Annotated in this window: 22 protein-coding genes; 16 read left to right on the forward strand and 6 right to left on the reverse strand. The window is 71.4% G+C overall.

Annotated features, from left to right (window positions below):
- The first annotated feature begins 112 nt into the window (after positions 1-112).
- The gene (locus OHA88_RS27215) at positions 113-2,344 is read left to right on the forward strand and encodes an MMPL family transporter (RefSeq protein WP_328627424.1); all 2,232 of its coding nucleotides are present in this window, start codon (positions 113-115) and stop codon (positions 2,342-2,344) included.
- A gap of 144 nt (positions 2,345-2,488) precedes the next feature.
- Here OHA88_RS27215 and OHA88_RS27220 read toward each other — a convergent pair whose 3' ends face one another.
- Positions 2,489-2,854: an SsgA family sporulation/cell division regulator gene (locus tag OHA88_RS27220; RefSeq protein WP_328627425.1), complete on the reverse strand. Its 366-nt coding sequence runs from the start codon at positions 2,852-2,854 to the stop codon at positions 2,489-2,491.
- 186 nt (positions 2,855-3,040) lie between these two features.
- On the opposite strand from OHA88_RS27220, the gene OHA88_RS27225 reads away from it, so the two are divergent.
- The 7 genes from OHA88_RS27225 (at position 3,041) to OHA88_RS27255 (ending at position 8,378) form a co-directional block, all read left to right on the forward strand.
- Positions 3,041-4,090: an energy-coupling factor ABC transporter permease gene (locus tag OHA88_RS27225; RefSeq protein WP_328627426.1), complete on the forward strand. Its 1,050-nt coding sequence runs from the start codon at positions 3,041-3,043 to the stop codon at positions 4,088-4,090.
- Entirely contained in the window at positions 4,090-4,851 is a 762-nt protein-coding gene (cbiQ, locus tag OHA88_RS27230) for a cobalt ECF transporter T component CbiQ (RefSeq protein ID WP_313937723.1), read from the forward strand. Before OHA88_RS27225 ends, cbiQ begins: the two co-directional genes overlap by 1 nt.
- Positions 4,848-5,615: an energy-coupling factor ABC transporter ATP-binding protein gene (locus OHA88_RS27235; RefSeq protein WP_267004723.1), complete on the forward strand. Its 768-nt coding sequence runs from the start codon at positions 4,848-4,850 to the stop codon at positions 5,613-5,615. Before cbiQ ends, OHA88_RS27235 begins: the two co-directional genes overlap by 4 nt.
- Positions 5,612-5,848, forward strand: a complete 237-nt coding sequence (locus tag OHA88_RS27240; RefSeq protein WP_328627427.1) for a hypothetical protein — start codon at positions 5,612-5,614, stop codon at positions 5,846-5,848. Before OHA88_RS27235 ends, OHA88_RS27240 begins: the two co-directional genes overlap by 4 nt.
- Before the next feature lie 68 nt (positions 5,849-5,916).
- A complete protein-coding gene (locus OHA88_RS27245; RefSeq protein ID WP_267004724.1) occupies positions 5,917-6,351 on the forward strand; it encodes an organic hydroperoxide resistance protein in 435 nt (144 codons plus the stop codon).
- 72 nt (positions 6,352-6,423) lie between these two features.
- Positions 6,424-7,587 carry a serine hydrolase domain-containing protein gene (locus OHA88_RS27250; RefSeq protein ID WP_328629808.1) on the forward strand — a complete coding sequence of 388 codons (1,164 nt, stop codon included), beginning with the start codon at positions 6,424-6,426 and terminating at the stop codon, positions 7,585-7,587.
- A complete protein-coding gene (locus OHA88_RS27255; RefSeq protein ID WP_328627428.1) occupies positions 7,584-8,378 on the forward strand; it encodes an SDR family NAD(P)-dependent oxidoreductase in 795 nt (264 codons plus the stop codon). Before OHA88_RS27250 ends, OHA88_RS27255 begins: the two co-directional genes overlap by 4 nt.
- A gap of 116 nt (positions 8,379-8,494) precedes the next feature.
- On the opposite strand, the gene OHA88_RS27260 is transcribed toward OHA88_RS27255, so the two are convergent.
- The 4 genes from OHA88_RS27260 to OHA88_RS27275 form a co-directional block, all read right to left on the reverse strand.
- Positions 8,495-9,346: a DMT family transporter gene (locus OHA88_RS27260; protein ID WP_328627429.1), complete on the reverse strand. Its 852-nt coding sequence runs from the start codon at positions 9,344-9,346 to the stop codon at positions 8,495-8,497.
- Positions 9,343-9,870 (reverse strand): YbaK/EbsC family protein, encoded by a 528-nt coding sequence (locus OHA88_RS27265; protein WP_328627430.1) that lies wholly within the window; start codon positions 9,868-9,870, stop codon positions 9,343-9,345. Before OHA88_RS27265 ends, OHA88_RS27260 begins: the two co-directional genes overlap by 4 nt.
- A 72-nt stretch (positions 9,871-9,942) precedes the next feature.
- Entirely contained in the window at positions 9,943-11,583 is a 1,641-nt protein-coding gene (locus OHA88_RS27270; protein ID WP_328627431.1) for a penicillin-binding transpeptidase domain-containing protein, read from the reverse strand.
- A gap of 133 nt (positions 11,584-11,716) precedes the next feature.
- Positions 11,717-13,495 (reverse strand): dolichyl-phosphate-mannose--protein mannosyltransferase, encoded by a 1,779-nt coding sequence (locus tag OHA88_RS27275; RefSeq protein WP_328627432.1) that lies wholly within the window; start codon positions 13,493-13,495, stop codon positions 11,717-11,719.
- A gap of 53 nt (positions 13,496-13,548) precedes the next feature.
- Between OHA88_RS27275 and rsmI the strand changes: the two genes are divergently transcribed.
- The 7 genes from rsmI to OHA88_RS27310 all read left to right on the forward strand — a co-directional run bounded on the left by rsmI (position 13,549) and on the right by OHA88_RS27310 (position 20,595).
- Entirely contained in the window at positions 13,549-14,442 is an 894-nt protein-coding gene (gene rsmI / locus OHA88_RS27280; RefSeq protein ID WP_267004730.1) for a 16S rRNA (cytidine(1402)-2'-O)-methyltransferase, read from the forward strand.
- Between the two features lie 160 nt (positions 14,443-14,602).
- Positions 14,603-14,995, forward strand: coding sequence for a hypothetical protein (locus OHA88_RS27285; protein WP_328627433.1), 393 nt, complete (start codon positions 14,603-14,605; stop codon positions 14,993-14,995).
- 32 nt (positions 14,996-15,027) lie between these two features.
- Positions 15,028-15,894 carry a TatD family hydrolase gene (locus OHA88_RS27290; protein WP_267004732.1) on the forward strand — a complete coding sequence of 289 codons (867 nt, stop codon included), beginning with the start codon at positions 15,028-15,030 and terminating at the stop codon, positions 15,892-15,894.
- Positions 15,895-16,069: 175 nt separating this feature from the next.
- A complete protein-coding gene (locus OHA88_RS27295) occupies positions 16,070-17,368 on the forward strand; it encodes a ubiquitin-like domain-containing protein (protein WP_328627434.1) in 1,299 nt (432 codons plus the stop codon).
- Positions 17,365-18,315, forward strand: coding sequence for a 16S rRNA (adenine(1518)-N(6)/adenine(1519)-N(6))-dimethyltransferase RsmA (gene rsmA, locus OHA88_RS27300; protein WP_328627435.1), 951 nt, complete (start codon positions 17,365-17,367; stop codon positions 18,313-18,315). Before OHA88_RS27295 ends, rsmA begins: the two co-directional genes overlap by 4 nt.
- The gene (locus OHA88_RS27305; RefSeq protein ID WP_328627436.1) at positions 18,312-19,205 is read left to right on the forward strand and encodes a 4-(cytidine 5'-diphospho)-2-C-methyl-D-erythritol kinase; all 894 of its coding nucleotides are present in this window, start codon (positions 18,312-18,314) and stop codon (positions 19,203-19,205) included. The genes rsmA and OHA88_RS27305 overlap by 4 nt, the downstream gene beginning before the upstream one ends.
- A 73-nt stretch (positions 19,206-19,278) precedes the next feature.
- The gene (locus OHA88_RS27310) at positions 19,279-20,595 is read left to right on the forward strand and encodes an acyltransferase family protein (RefSeq protein ID WP_328627437.1); all 1,317 of its coding nucleotides are present in this window, start codon (positions 19,279-19,281) and stop codon (positions 20,593-20,595) included.
- Positions 20,596-20,626: 31 nt separating this feature from the next.
- Here OHA88_RS27310 and OHA88_RS27315 read toward each other — a convergent pair whose 3' ends face one another.
- Positions 20,627-21,259 carry a lipoprotein gene (locus OHA88_RS27315; RefSeq protein WP_328627438.1) on the reverse strand — a complete coding sequence of 211 codons (633 nt, stop codon included), beginning with the start codon at positions 21,257-21,259 and terminating at the stop codon, positions 20,627-20,629.
- A 99-nt stretch (positions 21,260-21,358) separates the two neighbouring features.
- Here OHA88_RS27315 and OHA88_RS27320 point away from each other — a divergent pair, with 99 nt between their 5' ends.
- A complete protein-coding gene (locus tag OHA88_RS27320; protein WP_328627439.1) occupies positions 21,359-23,173 on the forward strand; it encodes an ABC-F family ATP-binding cassette domain-containing protein in 1,815 nt (604 codons plus the stop codon).
- The last annotated feature ends 44 nt before the right edge of the window (positions 23,174-23,217 follow it).

Raw genomic sequence — 23,217 nt, forward strand, 5'->3', positions numbered from 1 at the left:
GTCCCCTCCGTACGGCCCTCTCCCCAAGCCCCACCTGACACGCCGCTCTCGTCGTCGGGCTGGTTCCTCACGCCCTTTTCCACTCACACGACCTGACCGGGAGTACGCCCCCGTGGCCACATTCCTCTACAAACTCGGACGGTTCGCCTTCCGGCGCCGCCGCTATGTCGCCCTCGTCTGGGTGGCGTTGCTGGCGCTCGCCGGATTCGGCGCGGCCTCCGCGTCCACCGCCACCTCCAGCTCCTTCTCCATTCCGGGTACGGAGGCACAGAAGGCCTTCGACCTGCTGGAACAGCGCTTCCCCGCCACCAGCGCCGACGGTGCGACCGCACGGGTCGTCTTCAAGGCGCCCGACGGCGAGAAGATGACGGACCCGGCCAACAAGGCCGAGGTGCACAAGGTCGCGGACGAGCTGAAGTCCGGCTCGGACCAGATCGCCTCGGTGACCGACCCGTACACGGGCAAGGCCGTCAGCAAGGACGGTTCCACCGCGTACGTCTCCGTCTCCTACAAGGTCAGCTCGATGGAGCTGACCGACGCGACACGGGACGACCTCCAGGACGTGGGCAAGGCGGCGCAGCAGAGCGGGCTCACCGTGGAGATCGGCGGTGACGCGCTCCAGGTGATGCCGGAGACCGGCGCCACCGAGATCATCGGTGTGGCGATCGCGGCGGTCGTGCTGGTCATCACCTTCGGGTCGCTGATCGCGGCCGGGCTGCCGCTGCTGACCGCGCTCATCGGCGTCGGCATCGGCGTCTCGACGATCACGGCGCTGGCGAACGTGCTCGACCTGGGCTCCACCACCTCCACCCTCGCGATGATGATCGGCCTCGCGGTCGGCATCGACTACGCGCTCTTCATCGTCTCCCGCTACCGTGCCGAGCTGGCCGAGGGCCGCGAGCGCGAGGAAGCTGCGGGGCGGGCGGTCGGCACGGCCGGTTCCGCGGTCGTCTTCGCCGGTCTCACCGTTGTCATCGCCCTGGTCGGCCTGGCTGTCGTCAACATCCCGATGCTGTCGAAGATGGGCTTCGCCGCGGCCGGCACGGTCGCCATCGCCGTCCTGATCGCGCTGACCCTCGTCCCGGCGATGATGGGCTTCGCGGGCAAGCGGGTGATGGGACGCAAGGCACGCAAGGCCGCCGAGGCGGAGATCAAGACGGAGCCGAAGCCGAACATGGGCACCCGGTGGGCGCGGTTCGTGCTGCGCAAGCCGGTGTGGGTGCTGCTGGTCGGAGTCATCGGCCTCGGGACCATCGCCGTGCCGGCCGCCTCGCTGGAGATGGGCCTGCCCGACGACGGCTCCCAGCCCACCAGCACCACCCAGCGCCGCGCCTACGACCTGCTCTCCGACGGCTTCGGCCCCGGCTTCAACGGTCCGCTGATGGTCGTCGTGGACACGGCGAACAGCTCGGACGGCAAGACCGCGGTCAACCGGGTCACCGACGACATCTCCGGTATCCCGCACGTCGTCGCCGTCTCCCCGGCCACCTTCAACAAGGCCGGCGACACCGCGATGATCACCGTCGTCCCCCAGGACCGGCCGAGCTCGGCCGAAACGGAGAACGTGGTCCACGCGATCCGTGACGCAGGCACGGACATCAAGTCCGACACCGGCGCCGAGGTCCTGGTCACCGGCTCCACGGCGATGAACATCGACTTCTCGCAGAAGATGAACGATGCGCTGCTGCCGTATCTGGCGCTCGTCGTCGGCCTGGCGTTCCTGCTGCTGATGGTGGTCTTCCGGTCGGTGCTGGTGCCGCTGAAGGCGGCGCTCGGCTTCCTGCTCTCGGTCGTCGCGGCCCTGGGCGCGGTCGTCGCGGTCTTCCAGTGGGGCTGGCTCGGCTCGCTCTTCGGTGTCGAACAGACCGGCCCGATCATGTCCATGATGCCGATCTTCATGGTGGGTGTGGTCTTCGGCCTCGCCATGGACTACGAGGTCTTCCTCGTCACCCGGATGCGGGAGGCGTACGTCCACGGGGAGAAGCCCCCGCAGGCGATCGTCACCGGTTTCCGGCACGGCGCCCGCGTGGTCACCGCCGCAGCCGTGATCATGATGGCGGTCTTCGCCGGGTTCATCGGCTCCAGCGAGTCGATGATCAAGATGATCGGCTTCTCGCTCGCCATCGCGGTCTTCTTCGACGCGTTCGTGGTCCGGATGGCGATCGTGCCCGCGGTCCTCGCCCTGCTCGGCAAGCGCGCCTGGTGGCTGCCGCGCTGGCTGGACCGGCTGCTGCCCAACGTCGACGTGGAGGGTGAGGGGCTGCGCAAGCAGCTCGGCGAGACGCCGTCCGACGGCGCGGGCCACGGTGACGCCCAGGGCGAGCGCGAGCTGACCCGGGTCTGATTGCCGGGGGCAACCCCCCCTGAGAGCCCCGGGGCCCGCGTCTGAGCGGAGCGCGGCCCCGGACTGCGCCGGTTACCTGTGGGGACGGGGGACCGGGGCGACGATGAGCCCCCGTGCGAGCGGCACGGGGGCTCATCCATGCCGTCACGCCCGGGACGTCACCGCCTGCGCGGCCTCGGGGCTGGTCTCCTCGCTGATGCGGTGCAGGAAGCGGATCATCGACGCGTTGTCGAACTGGACCACCTCGACGCCGTCCGCCGAGTGCTTCTCCACGACCAGCTGCGCCCGGCCCAACGGCCAGATCCGGATGGCGCCGCTCCTGGCCGGGGAGCGCATCCCGCCCTCCAGCAGATCGCGGCCGAAGGCCCAGTCGGTGCCGCCGGGGAAGGCGACATGGACGGTTCGCGGGTCGGAGCCGGCGTCGTACCGCAGGTCGACGGGGACTGTGAAGGTGTCGGTGGCCTCGGTGATGAGCCGGGCCTCGGTGTGCTCTTCGATCACGGGGGACATGGCCGGCTCCTCCTATTTGTTCATTCCTGCCATCCAATGTCCCATATTTTGACCGGTTGGCGCGGCGAGGGGGCGGCCGGGGCGCACAGCTGTGAGGTATGCGCTCTTGCGAATGGTTCGCAACAAGGCTCTATCATCGAGAGGTTCATGACCCCGCGCAGCAACGCAGGAAGCGGAGCCTCCTTCATGCATGTACCCGACGGATTCATCAACGCACCCGTCTCCGCCGCCGCCGGTGTCGTCGCCGCGGGTGCCGTTGCGGTCAGTCTGCGGGGTGCCCGCCGCGAGCTCGATGAGCGCACCGCGCCGCTCGCGGGTCTTGTCGCCGCCTTCATCTTTGCCGTGCAGATGCTGAACTTCCCGGTCGCCGCAGGTACCAGCGGCCATCTCCTCGGCGGAGCGCTGGCCGCGATCCTGGTCGGTCCCTATACCGGGGTGCTCTGCATATCCGTCGTTCTGCTCATGCAGGGCATTCTCTTCGCGGACGGCGGGCTCACCGCGCTGGGCGTCAACGTCCTCGACATGGGCATCACGACCACCGTCGTCGCGTACGCCCTCTTCCGCGGCCTGGTCGGCGTGCTGCCGCGGACCCGCCGCTCCATGACGGCCGCGTCGTTCGTCGCCGCGCTGGTGTCCGTACCGGCCGCGGCGGTCGTCTTCACGCTGATCTACTGGATCGGCGGCACCACCGACATCGCGATCGGCAAGGTCTTCACCGCCATGGTCGGCGTACACGTCCTGATCGGGATCGGTGAGGCCCTGATCACCGCGCTGACCGTCGGCGCCGTCATCGCCGTCCGACCCGACCTGGTGCACGGCGCCCGCGGACTGACCGCACCGCTCAAGCTCCGGGTCGGCGGCGAACTCGTCGACGCGCCGGCGCGCGAGACCGCCCCCGTCGCCGTCCGGTCGACGCGCAAGGTCTGGGCCACCGGCCTGGTCGCCGCCCTCGTCCTCGCCGGCTTCGTCTCGTTCTACGCCTCCGCCAGCCCGGACGGCCTGGAGAAGGTAGCCGCCGACCAGGGCATCGACGAGAAGGCCGAGCCGCATGCGTCCAAGGACTCCCCGCTCGCCGACTACGGCGTCCGGGACATCTCCGACGCCCGTATCTCCGGCGGCCTCGCCGGAGTGATCGGGGTCGGCGCCACGGTCGTGGCCGGCAGCGGGGTCTTCTGGGCCGTGCGTCGCCGCCGTACGCCGGACGCACTCGGCGCGCGCACCGAGGAAACCGTCTGATGGGCGCCGGGCACGCCCACAAGCTCTACCGGCACGGGCACTCGCCGGTCCATGATCTGCCACCGCACTGCAAGCTGGCCGCCGTCTTCTGCTTCGTGGTGGTCGTCGTCTCGACGCCGCGCGAGGCGGTCTGGGCGTTCGCGCTGTACGCGGCGCTGATCGCCGCGGTCGCCGTGCTCGCCCGGATCCCGGCCGGGTTCCTCCTCAAGCGGCTGCTCATCGAGGTGCCGTTCGTCGCGTTCGCGCTGCTGATGCCGTTCGTGGTGCCGGGCGAGCAGACCGAACTCCTCGGTGTCCCGGTCAGCGTCCCCGGTCTCTGGGGCGCCTGGAACGTGCTGGCCAAGGGCACCCTGGGCGTCGCCGCCTCGGTGCTGCTGGCCTCCACCACCGAGCTGCGCTCCCTGCTGCTCGGCCTCCAGCGGCTCAAGCTGCCGCCGCTCCTCGTGCAGATCGCCTCGTTCATGATCCGGTACGGGGATGTGGTCACCGACGAGATGCGGCGGATGTCGATCGCCCGCCGCTCCCGGGGCTTCGAGGCGCGCGGTATGCGGCAGTGGGGGGTTCTCGCCGCATCGGCGGGCGCCCTCTTCATCCGCTCTTACGAACGCGGCGAACGGGTCCATCTCGCCATGGTCAGTCGCGGCTACACCGGCTCGATGCCGGTCATCGACGAAGTGACGGCGTCCCGTGCCCAGTGGGCGTACGCCTCGGCACTCCCCGTCCTCGCCCTTGTCGTCTGTCTGCTGGGATGGACCCTATGAGCATGTCACCGACGCCCCCCGCCTCCCTCGAGGTCAGCGGCCTCGCCTACGCCTACCCCGACGGTCACCAGGCGCTCTTCGGTGTCGACCTGACCGTCGCCCGCGGCGAGCGCGTCGCCCTGCTCGGCCCGAACGGCGCCGGCAAGACCACCCTCGTCCTCCACCTCAACGGCATCCTCGACGCGGGCGCCGGCACCGTCCGGGTCGCCGGTCTCCCGGTGGAGAAGCGCAACCTCGCCGAGATCCGCCGCCGTGTCGGCATCGTCTTCCAGGATCCCGACGACCAGCTCTTCATGCCGACCGTCCGGGAGGACGTCGCCTTCGGACCCGCCGCCTCCGGGCTGCGCGGCGCCGAGCTGGAGGAGCGGGTCGTCGAGGCTCTGAAGCAGGTCGGCATGGAGGGGTACGCGGACCGGCCCCCGCATCACCTCTCCTTCGGTCAGCGCCGGCGCGTCGCCGTGGCCACCGTGCTCGCGATGCGGCCGGAGATCCTCGTCCTGGACGAGCCGTCGTCCAACCTGGACCCCGCTTCGAGGCGTGAGCTCGCCGACATTCTGCGGTCGTTGGACGTCACCGTGCTGATGGTCACGCATGACCTGCCGTACGCCCTGGAGCTCTGCCCGCGCGCCGTCATCCTCAGCGACGGTGTCATCGCCGCCGACGACCGTACGCATGACCTGCTCTGCGACGAGGAGTTGATGCGCGCCCACCGTCTGGAGCTGCCCTTCGGGTTCGACCCGCGCTCCGTGGCAATGGGGGCGTGACCGACGGCGACACCGGCCTTCCCGCAGCCTCGCTGCCGCTCGACGAACAGCTCTGCTTCGCGGTGTACACGGCGCAGCGGGCCGCGACCTCCGCTGCCGACGGGGGGCGGGGCTCGGGGAGGGCGGGATGGCGCGGCTGCGGGCGGAGCTGCACGCCCTCGCCGCGCGCGTCGGCACACCGGCGGACCGCACCCGCCGACCCCACCCCGGCCGACCTTGCTACCCGCTGGTAGCGTGCGGTCCGCTCGGATGTGTTGTGGGCAACGTTCTTGCGCACACGTCTTTATCGCGGGGGTGCTGCATGACCGAGGACGCCAGGCCGACGAAGATCATGTACGTGGCGGAGGCAACCGCCCACGGTGGTCGTGACGGCTATGTCACCAGCCAGGACGGCCAGGTCGATGTGCGGCTGGCGATGCCGCCCGCGCTCGGTGGCGACGGCAACGGGACCAACCCCGAGCAGCTGTTCGCCGCCGGTTACAGCGCCTGCTTCCACAACGCGCTGGTGCTGGTGGGCCGACGGGCCGGATACGACCTCAGCGGTTCGACGGTCGCCGCCAAGGTCGGTATCGGCCCCAACCGGGCGCACGGGTACGGACTCGCGGTCGCGCTCAATGTGTCGCTGCCCCTCGTCGACCAGGAGCTGGCCGCCCGGCTGGTGGACAGCGCGCACCAGGTCTGCCCTTACTCCAACGCCACCCGGGGAAACATCGACGTCTCGATCGTGCTGAGCTGAACGTCACCCGCGGTACAGCTCACCTGCGGCGCCATGCACCATGGGGGGATGAGCGGGAGTGCAGGAGCAGGCGTGGACGTACGGGGCACGGTGGCGGCCGGATTCGAACCGGTCAGGGACGCCTTCATCCGTAACTTCGAGCACCGTGGCGAGCGGGGGGCCGCGGTCGCCGTCTACCGGGACGGGCGCAAGGTCGTCGATCTCTGGGCCGGAACGAGGGACGTCGACGGCGCGGAGCCATGGGCCGTCGACACCGTGCAGATCGTCCGCTCGGCGGGCAAGGGCATAGCCGCCGCCGTACCGCTGCTGCTGCACCAGCGCGGCCAGGTGGACCTGGACGCGCCGGTCGGCACGTACTGGCCCGAGTTCAAGACGGCCGGCAAGGAACGCGTCCTCGTACGCCATCTCCTCGCCCACCGGGCCGGGGTCCCCGCCCTCGACCGGCCGTTGACGCCGCAGGAGGCCGCCGACGGGATCTCCGGGCCGCGGGCCGTCGCCGCGCAGTGCCCGCAGTGGGAACCGGGCACCGCGCACGGCTACCACGCGCAGACGTACAGCTGGCTCGTCGGCGAGCTGGTGCGCAGGGTCACCGGGCGCACCGTGGGCCGCTGGGTCGCCGAGGAGATCGCCCGCCCGCTCGGCCTGGACTTCTGGTTCGGGCTGCCGGCGGAAGAGGCGCACCGGGTGGGCCGGATCGGACCGGTCGAGGCACCCGCCCTCCAGGGCAACGGCGGCGCCCTGCGGCTGCGCCCCAAGCGGTCGGTCACGGAGGCCTACCGCGACCCGGAGTCGCTGACCCGTCGCGCGTTCGGCGCGATCGACCCGCTGCCCGACGAGAACGACCCCGCCTACCGGGCGGCCGAACTCCCCGCCTCCAACGGCATCGCGACCGCCCGCGCCCTGGCCCGCTGCTACGCCGCGATGATCGGCGCGGTCGACGGCCACCGGCTGTTCGCCCCGGCCACACTCACCCTGGCCCGCACCGAGGAGTCCGCTGGCCCGGACCGGGTGCTCGTCGTGAACACCCGCTTCGGCCTCGGCTACATGCTGCACGGCCCGGCCGCCCCGCTCCTCGCCCCCGGCTCCTTCGGCCACCCGGGCCGCGGCGGCTCGCTCGGCTTCGCCGACCCCGAATCAGGCATCGCGCTCGGCTATGTGACGAACGGTCTGCAGAAGGGAGTCACCGCCGATCCCCGTGCCCAGGCCCTGGTCAGAGCAGTACGGTCGGCGCTATGACTCCTACCGGTGATTCCAGGTTCGACGGATACGGCGTACTCATCACGGGCGCGGGACAGGGCATCGGCGCGGCCACGGCCCGCCGGCTGGCCGGCGAGGGCGCGCGCGTCCTGGTGACCGATCTGGACGGTGACCGCGCCGAGCACACGGCGGCGGCGATACGGAAGACGGGCGCCACCGCCGAGGCGCTGCCCTGCGACGTGGGCGACCGGGCGGCGGTCGAGGCCGCGGTGGCCCGTGCGGTCGAGGCGTTCGGCACGCTCGACGTGCTGGTCAACAACGCGTACCGCTGCACCCCCGACACCCCGCTCTTCGAGGACGAGCCCGACGACGTCTGGCAGGCCGACCTGGATGCCACGCTCACCGGCCCGTACCGCTGCTCGCGCGCCGCTCTGCCGCATCTGGTGGCGTCGGGGAGGGGCGCGATCGTCAACATCGGCTCGGTCAACGGCGAGCAGGACTTCGGCAACCACGCCTACAGCGCCGCCAAGGCCGGACTGGGCAGTCTGACCCGTACGCTCGCCGGTCACGCCGGTCCGCGCGGGGTCCGGGTCAACCTGGTGGCGCCCGGCACGATCCGGACGGACGCCTGGGCGGGACGCGACCTCGAGCTGGACCGGGTGAGCGCGGTCTACCCGCTGGGCCGGGTCGGCGAACCGGACGACATCGCGGCCGCGGTCGCCTTCCTCGCCTCCCGCGACGCGTCCTGGATCACGGGGACCACGCTGCGGGTGGACGGCGGCCTGCTCGCTGTGAACACAGGCTTCCGCAGGGCGATCGCGGAGGAATAAGCCGGGTGGCCGCCGCCGGGCGGCATGCCTCTCGCGTACGGACGTGACAGGTGATCCTCGGGTGTCACGTCCGTTCAGGGCACGTGTGCTGCCGCCCGGGACCGGCGCCGGCGCGCTCAACTCGTGTGCAGCATCAGCCCGATCCCGATGACCATCAGCCCGGCCGCCGCGATGCGCGGTGCGCCGAACCGCTCCTTGAAGAACACCGTCCCTATCGCCGCGCCCACGATGATCGACGACTCGCGCAGGGCGGCGATCGGGGCCAGCGGGGCCTTCGTCTGCGCCCACAGGACCAGCCCGTACGCGGCCACCGACAGGGCCGCGCCCAGCAGCCCCCGTGCCGCGAACGGCCTCAGCTGGGCGGCCAGTTGCCCGCGGCGGCGGCAGAGCGTGTACGCCGGGACGGCGAGCCCCTCCAGGATCATCAGCCAGGCGATGTAGCCGAGCGGGGTGCCGGAGGCCCGGACCCCCACCCCGTCGACGGTCGTGTAACCGGCGATCGCCAGCCCCGTCGCCAGCGCCGCTGTGATCGCCGGCCAGTGCGGACGGGTCTGCGAGCCCCGGATGCCCCAGAGCGCGACGCCGACGAGCCCGGCGCAGGCGACCGCCACCCCCGCCGTCGCCCAGCCGTCCGGCCGCTCGCCGACGAAGACCGCCGCGAGCACCGTCACCACCAGGGGCGCGGTGCCACGTGCGATCGGGTACATCTGGCCGAAGTCTCCGAGCGTGAACGACCGCATCAGCAGCGCCATGTAGGCGACGTGCAGGATCGCCGAGGCGATCAGATACGGCCACGCCTCCGCGGCCGGCAGCGGTGCGAAGCAGGCGATGACCGCGCCGAGCAGCGCCCCGCCCCCGGAGATCAGGGTGAAGGAGAGCAGCTGGTCCTTGATGGCGTGTGCGATCGCATTCCAGCTGGCGTGCGTGATCGCCGCGGCCAGGACCGCGACCACGACCAGCGGCGTCACTTCGTCTGCTCGCGCACGTCCACCACGGTGCCGCCGGCATGCCCGATGACCGTCTTGGGGTCGAGCGGGAAGACGGTGTGCGGGGTGCCCGCCGCGGCCCACACCACGTCGTGGTCGAGCAGCCCGCGGTCGGCCAGCACCCGTGTCTTCGTACGGTGGCCGAAGGGCGGCACCCCGCCGATCGCGTACCCCGTGGTCTCCCGGACCAGGTCGGCCCCGGCGCGCTTGACCTTCCCGGCGCCCAGTTCCCGTCGCACGAGCTCCACGTCGACCCGCGAGGAGCCGTCCATCAGGACCAGCACGGGCGCCCCGTCGGCCTCGAAGATCAGCGACTTGACGATGGCGCTGAGGTCGCAGCCGATCGCGGCGGCGGCCTCGGCGGCCGTACGGGTCGCCTCCGGGAAACGGCGGACCTCGACATCGAGGCCCAGCTCGCGCAGGGCCTCGGCGAATCGGGGGTGGGCTTCGGCAGCTGCGGCCTCAGGAGCTGCGGTGACGGGAGCCGTCGCGTCGGGAGTACTCATGCCCCGCACGCTAGCGGCCGCCCAGCGGGGCACGCGATTCTGTTTCGGCCACCGGACCCCGGGTGGAGCACATCACGGCCCCGCGCGCAGCACCTGGGCCACCACCGGGCCCGCCGCGTCGCCACCGTGGCCACCGGACTGGACGACAGCCGCGGCCGCGAGGTCGTTGCTGAAGCCGGTGAACCAGCTGTTGGACGTGGCCTGTCCGTCGACCTCCGCCGAACCGGTCTTGGCGCCCTTGTCGCCGCCGACCGAGGCCATCGCCGCCTTGCCGGTGCCCCAGCTCGCGGTCTGCCGCATCATGTTCGTCACCTGCTGGGAGACGGACGCGGGCAGCGAACGGGATGCGGTGGCCAGCTGACGGCCGTCCAGCTCCTGCGGCACGAGGACCGGCTGCCGGAAGGTGCCGTTGCGTGCGGTGGCGGTGATGGACGCCATGTTGAGTGCGTTCATCTGGATGGTGCCCTGGCCGATGTACTGCGCGGCGGCCTCACCGCCGTTGGCCTCGGGCACGCTGCCGTCGAAGGACGCGGAGCCGGTCTTCCAGTCGAGGCCGATCCCGAAGACGTCCCGGGCCTCCTTGGCGAGCGCGGAGTCGTCGTCCACGTCGTCGATCAGCTTGATGAAGGCCGTGTTGCAGGAGCGGGCGAAGCTGGTGGTGAGCGTGTCGGTGTCCGGGAGCGAGAAGTTCTCCAGGTTGTGGAAGGTACGACCCTGGTACATCACGTCCTTCGGGCATTCGACGGGGCGGTTCGCCGAGGCGAAGCCCTTCTCGATCAGCATCGACGCGGTCACGATCTTCATCGTGGATCCGGGTGCCTGCTTGCCGAGCATGGCCGCGTTGAAGCCGGTCGCAGGGTTGTTGGCGACCGCGCGGATCGAGCCGGTGGACGGCCGGACCGCGACCACCGAGGCCTGGCTGTACTGCTTGACCGCCTTCTCGGCCGCCGCCTGGATGTTCGCGTCCAGCGTGGTCTGCAGCTTGCCGGGCTTCCCCTTGGACAGCGTCAGCAGCGTCTGGTCCGGGGTGTCCTCGCCCGTGGACTCGATCCAGGTCTCTATGCCTGCCTTCCCGCCGACCTTCTCGCCGTACTTCTCGCGCAGCGCGTCCAGGATCGGCCCCAGCGACGGGTACTTCTCCTTCGTCAGCACCCTGCCGTTGTGGTCGAGCGCCTGGATCGACGGGGCGGAGGCCTCGCCGGTCTTCAGCGACTCGCCGTCCGCCAGATCAGGGTGGATCACCGAGGGCTTCCAGTCGACCAGCGCCCGGCCGGTGGTCAGGCCGCGCACGACGGTCAGTTCGGAGGAGTACGACCAGGGCTTGGACTTCCCCTCGTAGCTCACGGTCGCCTTCACCGTGAACGGCACCGTCGTGCCGGTCGCCGGGCCCGGAGTGATCACCGCCTTGGTGACGTGGGCGTCGGCGCCGTATCCGCGCAGAGCCGGTTCGGCCTCGGTCGCGTTGTTGGTGAGCTGGGACGCGTCCACCGCCTCGCCGGCCGCCCAGGCCTCGAGGAACTTCTTCGACGTCTCGCTGATCTCCGCCTTGCTCGGCGGCCCCGTCTTCACCGCGGCGGAGGCGGGGCGGCCGTCCGCTCCGTCGCCCCCGCCGCCCCCGAGCCCGTCGAGCACGTTGTACGCCCCGTACCCCACGCCGCCGACCACCAGCACGAACACTCCGCCGATCACGGCGACCTTCGCTCCGCTGCGCATCTGTGCAGTCCCCCTCCCCAGGAGGCTCTCTTGAACATGTTCAAGAGAGCGCTTGTGGGCACTTTACGGGACGGTAGTGACTCCAGGGGCAGTTGTTATCGGACCGCGACCGGAAGCAGCAGGAAGAGGCCGGTCAAATCCAGGTATCCAGCCACATGCGGTTGCGCCAGGAATTCTCCGGAATGGACATGCCCGTATACAGCGGCCAGAAATAGATGAAATTCCAGATGATCAGCAGGACGAGTACGCCGACCGCGACCGCCCCCAATGTCCGTCGCCGTTCACCGGACGGATCGGCCTTCGCCAGGCCCAGTTCCCGCCTGGCCCCGGTGCCCGCCGCGGGCCCGATCATCGCGCCGATCATCATCGCCACCGCGAGACAGAGGAACGGCACGAACACGACCGCGTAGAAGAGGAAGATCGTCCGTTCCTGGTAGAGGAACCACGGCAGCCAGCCCGCCGCCACACCGCAGGCGATCGCGCCCGCCCGCCAGTCGCGCCGGAAGAGCCACCGCCACAGGACGTACACCAGGGCGAAGCACCCGGCCCACCACAGCAGCGGTGTGCCGATGGCCAGCACCTCACGGGCGCACTTGCCGGTCTCCGAGGCCGTGCAGCCGTTCTGCTCCTCGTAGAAGTACGAGACGGGGCGGCCCAGGACGATCCAGCTCCAGGGGTTCGACTGGTACGTGTGGCCGGACGTCAGGTTCACATGGAACTCGTAGACCTGGTACTCGTAGTGCCACAGGCTGCGCAGCCAGTCCGGCAGCCAGGTCCAGCTGCCGCCCCTGCCGTCGGTGGTGGCCCAGTCCCGGTAGTAGCCGTGGTGGTCGGGATCGTTCCTGATGATCCAGCCGGTCCACGAAGCGATGTACGTCAGGATCGCGACCGGCACGGTCGAGACGAACGCGGGCACCAGATCCCGCCGGATCACCGCCCGGTACGGCTGCACCGCACCCGCCGTCCGGCGCGCACCGACGTCCCACAGCACCGTCATCAGACCGAACGCGACCAGGATGTACAGGCCGTTCCACTTCGTGCCGAACGCCAGCCCCAGCGAGAGCCCCGCCGCGATCCGCCAGGGCCGCCACCCCAGCCGCAGCGTCTCGGCGATCCGCGCGTCCGGGCGCAGCACCCCTTCCGCGTCGACCGGCAGCGCCGCGGCGAGCCTGCGCCGCGCCCAGTCCCGGTCGATCAGCAGACAGCCGAACGCCGCCACCACGAAGAACATCAGCACCAGGTCGAGCAGCGCGGTGCGGCTCATCACGAAATGCAGCCCGTCGACGGCGAGCAGCGCGCCCGCCAGACACCCCAGGAACGTCGAGCGGAACAGCCGCCGCCCGATCCGGCACAGCATCAGCACCGACAGCGTGCCGAGCACCGCCACCATGAAGCGCCAGCCGAACGGCGTGAACCCGAAGAGCTGCTCACCGAACCCGATGATCCACTTGCCGACCGGCGGATGCACCACATAGCCGGGCGCCGTCGGCACCGTCACCAGCGAAGGATCGGCCAGGATCGACTTGTCGACGTCCTTCGGCCAGGACCCCTCGTACCCCTGCTTGATCAGCGCCCAGGAGTCCTTGGCGTAATACGTCTCGTCGAATATCACCGCCTTCGGGCTGCCCAGATGCCAGAACCGCAGCACCCCCGCGACCAGCGTCACCAGCAGCGGCCCGCCCCAGGCCGACCACCGCACCAGCCGCTCGGCGGTCGGCGGCGACACCCCCAGCACCGCCCACAGCTGCGGTCCCGGCCGGTTGTACGGCGGGATCAGCCGTTCCCGCAGCCCGATACCGGGCCGCGGCGAATGGCCGAAGCGGCGCAGCCGCTGCTGCCAGGAAGGCGGCTCTTCGCCGTGCCGTTCCCCGGCGTCTTGACCCTGCTGGGCTTCGGGCGCAGTACTCGTCACCGCGCCATCGTAGGGAACGCATCTGTGCGACTGCTGTCGCCCGTGCTGGGAGGATGGCTGATGTGACTGGAACGACTGGAACGCTGGTACTCGCAGGGACCCCCATCGGCGACGTGGCGGACGCCCCGCCACGCCTCGCCGCAGAACTGGAGACGGCGGACGTCGTCGCCGCCGAGGACACCCGCCGGCTGCGCCGGCTGACGCAGGCACTCGGCATCCACACCACGGGGCGTGTCGTCTCCTACTTCGAGGGCAACGAGTCGGCGCGTACGCCCGAACTCGTCGAGGCGCTGACCGGTGGCGCCCGGGTCCTGCTCGTCACGGACGCCGGGATGCCGTCCGTCTCCGACCCCGGCTACCGGCTCGTCGCCGCAGCCGTGGAGAAGGGCATCAAGGTCACCGCGGTCCCCGGCCCGTCCGCCGTGCTCACCGCGCTCGCCCTGTCCGGGCTGCCCGTCGACCGGTTCTGCTTCGAGGGCTTCCTGCCGCGCAAGGCGGGCGAACGGCTCGGCCGGCTCCGCGACGTCGCCGACGAGCGCCGCACCATGGTCTTCTTCGAGGCCCCGCACCGGCTCGACGACACCCTCGCCGCGATGGCCGAGGTGTTCGGCGGCGATCGCAGGGCCGCCGTGTGCCGGGAGCTGACCAAGACGTACGAGGAAGTGAAGCGCGGCCCGCTGGCCGAACTGGCGGTCTGGGCGGCCGAAGGAGTACGCGGCGAGATCACCGTCGTCGTCGAGGGCGCGGCGGACGTGGCCGAGGAGCTGGACGCCGCCGAGCTGGTACGCAGGGTGCAGGTGCGCGAGGAGGCGGGGGAGCGGCGCAAGGAGGCGATCGCCGCTGTCGCCGCGGCCGCGGGGCTGCCCAAACGCGAGGTCTTCGATGCGGTCGTCGCAGCAAAGAACGCATCGCGGACCGGCTCTGCTGACGGCAAAGGACTATCGTAAAAAGCAAAGCGCGAGCCGCGCATCTGGCCCCTTTTGCCACGAGAAGGCCAAGACCGCTCCAATACTCGACAGGGCATGGTGCGCTCCCGCCGGTAAAGGCGTCCACTGAATCAGGGACGCATTCTCCGGAGTGCTTGTCCGGCGGACAAGAGGAGCAGGCATGAGCGAGACCGCAGCAACCACCGTGCATGAGGCGTATTCCTTCGCCTGCATGAGGTGCGGATACGGCTGGGAACAGGCCTACGAGATAGAGCACCACGTCGACGGTTCCAATAACGACTTCGTCATCTACAAGGCGAACGGGGAACGGGTCCCGTCCCCCCTGTCCAGGCCCACCTGCACGAACTGCGAAGGCCATGTGGTCCGGATCATGCGGTCCGGCAGGGTCTCGACCGTCCAGCAGCTGCTCGAGTCGCAGTACGAGACCGCGGGGCACACCGAGGACAGCGACGCCCGCGCACGCGAGGCGGTCACCGCATCCGCGGCCGCTCCGACGGCCGCGGGGCACCACTGGCACCTCTCCGACCTGCTGCACCCCTTCCACCGCAAGTGAGAGTGGTGCCACGGTCCTCGTACGATCGTGGCATGAGCCGTACGGAAGCCCCGCCACTGCCCGAACCCCTGCGGGTACCGGTCGCCGATTCGCACACCCATCTGGACATGCAGGACGCCACCGTCGAGGAGGGCCTGGCCAGGGCCGCGGCGGTCAACGTCACCACCGTGATCCAGGTGGGCTGTGACGTGCGGGGCTCGCGCTGGGCCGCCGAGACCGCGGCCGCGCACGCAGGTGTGTACGCGGCCGTGGCCCTGCACCCCAACGAGGCGCCGCGCATCGTCCACGGCGACCCGGAGGGCTGGTCCCGCCAGGAGGCGCGGGAGCCGGGCGGTAAGGCGGCCCTCGACGAAGCCCTTGCCGAGATCGACAAGCTGGCCGCCCTGGACCGGGTGCGCGGCGTCGGCGAGACCGGCCTCGACCATTTCCGTACCGGCCCCGAGGGCATGGCCGCCCAGGAGGAGTCCTTCCGGGCCCATATCGAGATCGCCAAACGGCACGGCAAGGCGCTCGTCATCCACGACCGCGAGGCGCACGCCGATGTGCTGCGCGTGCTCGCCGACGCGGGCGCCCCCGAACGGACCGTGTTCCACTGCTACTCCGGGGACGCCGAGATGGCCCGGATCTGCGCGGACGCCGGGTACTTCATGTCCTTCGCGGGCAACGTGACGTTCAAGAACGCCCAGCCGCTGCGGGACGCGCTGGCCGTCGCGCCGATCGAACTGGTCCTGGTCGAGACGGACGCGCCGTTCCTCACCCCCGCCCCGTATCGCGGCCGGCCCAACGCGCCGTATCTCATTCCCGTCACGCTCCGTGCCATGGCGGAGGTGAAGGGGGTCGACGAGGACACCCTGGCGTCGGCGATCAACGACAACACGGCTCGCGCGTTCGATTACTGACAGATCACGCCGTGACGGTGCGCGGTCGCGCCGTTTTGGAGAGTGACCGAAGCTCCACTATCGTCCCGGACGCCCATCGGGCGACCGGGACGAACGGACCTTCTGGAGCGTCGTGATCAATGCGCAGGGCAGGCACCGTGCGGCACCGGGCAGGGGACACGCGGGAGATGCGGCGGTGGCGACACCGCCGACCGTCCCCGCGCCCCTGTCGTTCCACGAGGAGCAGACGCTCGTCGCCCCCCGGCCGGTCCACGATCCGACCGTCGTCGACACGCCTGCGGCGCCGCCCGGCCCGGCCGCCGCCCCGAAGGACGGCGGCCCCCGCACCGGCGGCCGGGCCGGTGCCCGGCGGGCCGCGCACCGCCGCAAGGCCCCCGCCCGTCCGGAGAACCTGCGCCGCCTCGTCCCGCAGGCTCTGGTCGTCGCCTTCCTGGCCGGCGGCACCACCGCGTTCGTCGCCCACGACAAGGCGGTGAAGCTCACCGTCGACGGGGAGCCGCGCACCCTGCACACCTTCGCGGACGACATCGGCGAACTCCTCGACGACGAGGGCATCGCCGTCGGCGCGCACGACGTCGTCACCCCGGCCCCCGACGGCGACCTCGACAACGGCGACGAGATCACCGTCCGCCACGGGCGCCCGGTGACCCTCACCCTCGACGGAGTGCAGCACCGGGTGTGGACCACCGCAGGCTCCGTCGACGGCGCCCTGCGCCAGCTCGGGGTGCGCGCCGACGGGGCGTACCTCTCCGCCGCCCGCTCCTCCTCGATCGGCCGCACCGGGCTCGCCCTGGACGTCCGCACCGAACGCACCGTGACCTTCATGGCCGACGGCCGGGAGCGCACCGTCCGCACCAACGCCGCGACCGTCCGCGAGGCCGTCGCCGAGGCGGGCATCACCCTGCACGGCGAGGACACCACCTCCGTGGACCCGCACAGCTTCCCGCGCGACGGCCAGACGGTCTCCGTGATGCGGATCACCGACTCCCGCGAGGTGCGCGAGGAGCCCATCCCGTACGCCGAACAACGGTCCGCGGACGATTCGCTCCTCGCGGGTACGGAGGTCGTCGAGCGCGAGGGCAGGCCTGGCGTCCGCCGGATCACGTACGGGGTGCGGACCGTCAACGGCGTCCGGCAGCGGCCGCGGGTGCTGGACGCCGAAGTCGTCCGCACACCGGTCGACCGGATCGTGAGGGTCGGTACCGGAGCCCGCCCCCGGTCCGTGGTGGGCGCGGACGGGCTGAACTGGTCCGGGCTCGCGTCCTGCGAGTCCGGCAGCCGGCCCCGCGCGGTCGACGCCAGTGGCACGTACGGCGGGCTGTACCAGTTCGACACACAGACCTGGCACTCCCTCGGCGGCAGCGGCCGCCCGCAGGACGCCCCGGCGTCCGAGCAGACGTTCCGGGCGAAGAAGCTGTACCTGCAACGGGGGGCGAGCCCGTGGCCGCATTGCGGCCGTAGGCTTACCGGGTGAGCACCACAGAGCCCGACGCCCTCCTGGGCCCCGCAGACATCCGCGAGCTGGCCGCGAAGCTGGGGGTACGCCCCACGAAGCAGCGCGGTCAGAACTTCGTCATCGACGCCAATACGGTCCGCAGGATCGTACGGACCGCGGAGGTCCGTCCGGACGACGTGGTGGTCGAGGTCGGACCCGGTCTGGGCTCGTTGACCCTGGCGCTGCTGGAGGCGGCGGACCGGGTCGTCGCCGTCGAGATCGACGATGTGCTGGCGGCGGCGCTGCCGGCCACGGTCCAGGCCCGGATGCCGGGCCGCGCGGACCGGTTCTCGCTGGTCCACTCCGACGCGATGCTGGTCACGGAGCTGCCGGGCCCGCCGCCCACCGCCCTGGTCGCCAACCTGCCGTACAACGTGGCCGTGCCGGTCCTGCTGACGATGCTGGAGCGGTTCCCGACCATCGAGCGGACCCTGGTCATGGTGCAGGCCGAGGTCGCCGACCGGCTGGCCGCCCGGCCGGGCAACAAGGTCTACGGCGTGCCGTCGGTGAAGGCCAACTGGTACGCGGACGTCAAGCGGGCCGGGTCCATCGGCCGCACGGTGTTCTGGCCGGCCCCGAACGTCGACTCCGGTCTGGTGTCGCTGGTCCGGCGCGCCGAGCCGATCACGACGACCGCGAGCCGGGCCGAGGTCTTCGCGGTCGTCGACGCGGCGTTCGCTCAGCGCCGCAAGACGCTGCGGGCCGCCCTGGCCGGCTGGGCCGGCTCCGCGCCGGCCGCCGAGGCGGCCCTGGTCGCGGCCGGGATCCCGCCGAAGACGCGGGGTGAAGCACTGACCGTCGAGGAGTTCGCGGCCATCGCCGAGAACAAGCCGGCGGCGGACTCGTCGAGCGGGAGCAAGCCCGGCGCGGACGAGCCCGCCGGGAAGAAGTCCAGCGGGAACGAGTCCACCGGGAGTGGCGAGTGAGCGTCACCGTTCGCGTCCCCGCCAAGGTCAATGTGCAGCTCGCGGTCGGCGCCCCGCGCCCCGACGGCTTCCACGACCTGGCGAACGTCTTCCTCGCCGTCGGCCTCTACGACGAGGTCACCGTGACACCCGCCGACGAGCTGAGCGTCACCTGCTCGGGCCCGGACGCCGCGCAGGTCCCGCTGGACGCCGGCAATCTCGCCGCCCGCGCCGCGATCGCGCTCGCCGGCCGCCACGGCATCTCCCCCGACGTGCACATTCACATCTCCAAGGACATCCCCGTCGCGGGCGGCATGGCGGGCGGCAGCGCCGACGCCGCGGCCGCCCTGGTGGCCTGCGACGCCCTCTGGGCCACCGGCGCCACCCGGGACGAGCTGCTCGCCATCTGTGCGGAGCTCGGCAGCGACGTGCCGTTCTCCCTGGTCGGCGGCGCCGCCCTCGGAATCGGCCGGGGCGAGCAGCTGACCCCGATCGACGTCGGCGGCACATTCCACTGGGTGTTCGCGGTCGCCGACGGCGGGCTCTCCACCCCGGCCGTCTACGGGGAGTTCGACCGGCTCACCGCGTGCACCGACGTCCCCGCACCGGAAGCCTCGCCGGCACTCCTCGACGCCCTGCGCACCGGCAGCACCGATGTGCTCGCGAAGGCTCTCTCCAACGACCTGCAGCCCGCCGCGCTCTCCCTGCGGCCCTCGCTCGCCGACACCCTCGCCGCAGGCACCGGGGCGGGTGCGCTGGCCGCACTGGTCTCGGGCTCCGGGCCGACCACCGCGTTCCTGGCGGCGGACGCGGAGGCGGCGCGCAGGATCGCGGACACGCTGCGGACGTCGGGGACCTGCCGGACCGCGCGGGTCGCGGTGTCCCCGGCGCCGGGTGCCACGATCGTCTGACCGCGGGTACTCAGACGGGAATTGAGTACGGTCGCGCTGCCGCCCCCGGGGCGTCGGGCGCGACCGTACCCGTATGGGATCAAGTGTTCGTGAACTGGCCGGGGCCACGCCCGCCACCCGGGACCGGTACATCGACCTGCTGCGCGTCGCCTCGCTCGGGACGGTCGTCCTCGGGCACTGGCTGATGGCCGCCGTCACCGCCGACGGCGTCGGCAACCTGCTCGCCGTCGTCCCCGGCCTCCAGCTGCTGACCTGGGTGCTCCAGATCATGCCGGTGTTCTTCTTCGTCGGCGGCTTCTCGCACGCCCTGTCGTACCGCTCCCTCTGCCGCAAGCAGCCCGCCGGCTCGACGGACTCCGTGTACTCGGCCTTTCTCCGGGCCAGACTGCAGCGGCTGCTGCGCCCCACCATGGTCTTCATCCTGGTCTGGGGGACGGCCGCGCTGATCGTCCAGCTGCTCGGCGGGGGCGGCGGGCTGACCGGGGTCACGCTGCGGCTGGTGGCCCAGCCGCTCTGGTTCATCGGGATCTATCTCGCGATGGTGGCGTTCACGCCGCCGCTGCTGAAGCTGCACGACCGGTACGGCTGGGGCGCCTTCGCCGGGCTTGCCGCGGCGGCGGTAGCGGTCGACGTGCTGCGGTTCGCCGCCGGTGTCCCGTACATCGCGTTCCTCAACTTCGCGTTCGTCTGGCTCGCCGTGCACCAGCTGGGCTTCCTGCGCGCCGACGACCGCATCCGCCGCCCCGCGCTGCTGGCCGGCCCGGGCCTGGCCGCCGCGGCCGCACTGGTCGCGTTCGGCCCGTATCCGCTCTCCATGGTCGGGATGCCCGGCGAGAAGATCAGCAACATGGCACCGCCGACGCTCGCCCTGCTCTGCCACGGCCTGTGGCTGGTCGGCGCGGTCGAGCTGCTGCGTGGCCCCGGCGCCCGGCTGGTCGCCCGCCCGCGGGTGTGGCGCGGGGTCGTCGCGGCCAACGGGGTGGCGATGACAGCGTTCCTCTGGCACCTCACCGCGATGCTCGGGGTGTACGGGGCGATGATCGCCCTGGACGTCCCGCTGCCCGAGCCGGCGACCGGTGCCTGGTGGGCGCAGGTGCCGGTGCGGATCGCGGTGGCGGCAGCCGTCACGGCGGGGCTGGTCGCCGTCTTCCGCACGTTCGAGCGGCCGGTCTCCGCGGTGCCGGGGAAGGGCTCCGGGCCGGTGTCCGCGCTCGGTGTGACGCTCTGCCTGTTCGGGGTGCTCGGGGTGTCGACGGTCGGGTTCGGCGGGCTGCTGGAAGGGCATACGGCGGTGCTGATCGCCGTACGGGTCAGCGCCCCGGCGGCCGTCGCGACGGCGCTGGGCGGCTGGCTGCTGGTGGAACGGGCGGGGCGCCGCCGGTCGGGCTGACCACGGGCGCCGGACGGGGCGTACGTACGGCTCAGCCGAGCCGTACGGTCCGCTTCGCCAGCTCGTACGCCGGGAGCATCTCCTCGTACTCCTCCGAGTCCAGCCCGCCCAGGTGCACCACGACCGGCCCGCGTGGGGTGGAGACGGCGAACGCCCGCTTCTTCCGGGGCCCGTCGAGCAGCTCGCTGCTGACGGTGTACCCGACCTCGGTCGCGGGAAGGGTGCCGGCCTCGGTGTCGGTGTACGTGATCTTTCCGACGTTCGGTTCGTCGGCCAGGAACGCCTCCAGGACCTGGCGCGGGGTGCGGTCGGAACGGTCGCCGGTCCACACACGCAGGAACCCGATGCTCCCGGCGGGTTTCGCGTCGATCTCGCAGACGAGCGTGACCGGGCCCTGTCGGGCCAGCTCCTTGAGAGCCTCGTCCTCGCCGAGCTGCACGGCCTCCGGCTTCCAGGAGGCCGCGAGGTCGAAGGTGACGGGCAGGGCGCAGGCAGAGCCGGAGCCTCCGACGCTGCCGCCCTTCATCGCGCTCTCTGCCGCGGCCCGCGGCTTCGGCGCCGCCTTCCCGCCGTCGTCCTGGGCGGACGACGTGCAGCCGGTCACCGCCACCGACACCGCCGCCAGCACCGCCGTGACCGTGCCCCGTACCGAATTGCGCACCACCGAAGTCCCCTGTCCCCGCCCTTGATCAATCGCCGCACGCTAACCCACCCGCGTGGCGACTACCCTGGGATGTCGATCGATCCCCCAGTCAGGAGTGAAATGGCCGTCAATCTGGTCAATGTCGAGCAGGTCAGCAAGGTGTACGGCACCCGTGCCCTGCTCGACGGTGTGTCCCTCGGTGTGTCCGAGGGGGACCGGATCGGTGTCGTCGGCCGTAACGGCGACGGCAAGACGACCCTCATCCGGATGCTCGCCAAGCTGGAGGAGGCGGACACCGGCCGCGTCACCCACAACGGTGGCCTGCGTCTCGGTGTCCTCACGCAGCACGATTCGCTCGACCCGAAGGCGACGGTCCGCCACGAGGTCATCGGCGATCTCGCCGACCACGAGTGGGCGGGCAACGCCAAGATCCGTGACGTGCTGACCGGGCTCTTCGGCGGGCTCGACCTGCCCGGCTTCGAGCACGGCCTGGACACCGTCATCGCCCCGCTCTCCGGCGGCGAGCGGCGCCGGATCGCGCTCGCCAAACTCCTCATCGCCGAACAGGACCTGATCGTCCTCGACGAGCCGACCAACCACCTCGATGTCGAGGGCATCTCCTGGCTGGCCCGGCACCTGCAGAACCGGCGTTCGGCGCTGGTCTGCGTCACCCACGACCGGTGGTTCCTCGACCAGGTCTGTACGCGCATGTGGGATGTCCAGCGCGGCACGGTGCACGAGTACGAGGGCGGCTACAGCGACTACGTGTTCGCCCGGGCCGAGCGGGAGCGGATCGCCGCGACCGAGGAATCCAAGCGGCAGAACCTGATGCGCAAGGAGCTGGCCTGGCTGCGGCGCGGCGCCCCCGCCCGTACGTCGAAGCCGCGCTACCGCATCGAGGCGGCCAACGAGCTGATCGCCGATGTGCCGCCGCCGCGCGACACCAGCGAGCTGATGAAGTTCGCCAACGCCCGGCTGGGCAAGACCGTCTTCGACCTGGAGAACGTGACCGTCCAGGCCGGACCCAAGACGCTGCTCACCCACCTCACCTGGCACCTCGGCCCCGGCGACCGGATCGGTCTGGTCGGGATCAACGGCGCGGGCAAGACCTCGCTGCTGCGGGCGCTCGCCGAGGCGGCCCGCACCCAGGGCGAGGCGCAGCCCGCGGCCGGGAAGATCGTCGTCGGTAAGACCGTCAAGCTCGCCTACCTCTCCCAGGAGGTCAGCGAGCTCAACCCGAACCTGCGGGTGCTGGAGGCCGTGCAGCAGGTACGGGACCGGGTCGACCTCGGCAAGGGCCGGGAGATGACCGCGGGCCAGCTCTGCGAGCAGTTCGGCTTCTCGAAGGAGAAGCAGTGGACCCCGGTCGGCGACCTGTCGGGCGGCGAGCGGCGCCGGCTGCAGATCCTGCGGCTGCTGATGGACGAGCCGAACGTCCTCTTCCTCGACGAGCCCACCAACGACCTCGACATCGAGACCCTGACCCAGCTGGAGGACCTCCTCGACGGCTGGCCGGGGTCGATGATCGTGATCTCCCACGACCGGTTCTTCATCGAGCGGACCACGGACCGGGTGATGGCGCTGCTCGGTGATGCCTCGCTGCGGATGCTGCCGCGCGGTATCGACGAGTACATCGAGCGCAGGCGACGGATGGAGGACGCGGTCGTGCCCCCCTCGGCGCCCACCGCGGCGAAGGAGACCCCGGCCGCCGCCGCGGTCTCGCCGCAGGCCGCCCGCGCCGCCAAGAAGGAACTGCAGAAGATCGAGCGGCAGCTCGACAAGATGTCGAGCAGGGAGACGACCCTGCACGCGCAGATCGCCGACAACGCGACGGACTTCGAGAAGGTGGCGAAGCTCGACACGGAACTGCGGGAACTGGTGGCGGAGCGCGACGAGTTGGAGATGCGCTGGCTGGAGCTGGCCGAGGACGCCTGATCGCTGACGGACCGTCGGCGTGACCGGTGGGGCCTGTGGGGCGG

The organism is Streptomyces sp. NBC_00353, assembly GCF_036108815.1.
In the GTDB taxonomy this organism is placed as follows: Bacteria; Actinomycetota; Actinomycetes; order Streptomycetales; family Streptomycetaceae; genus Streptomyces.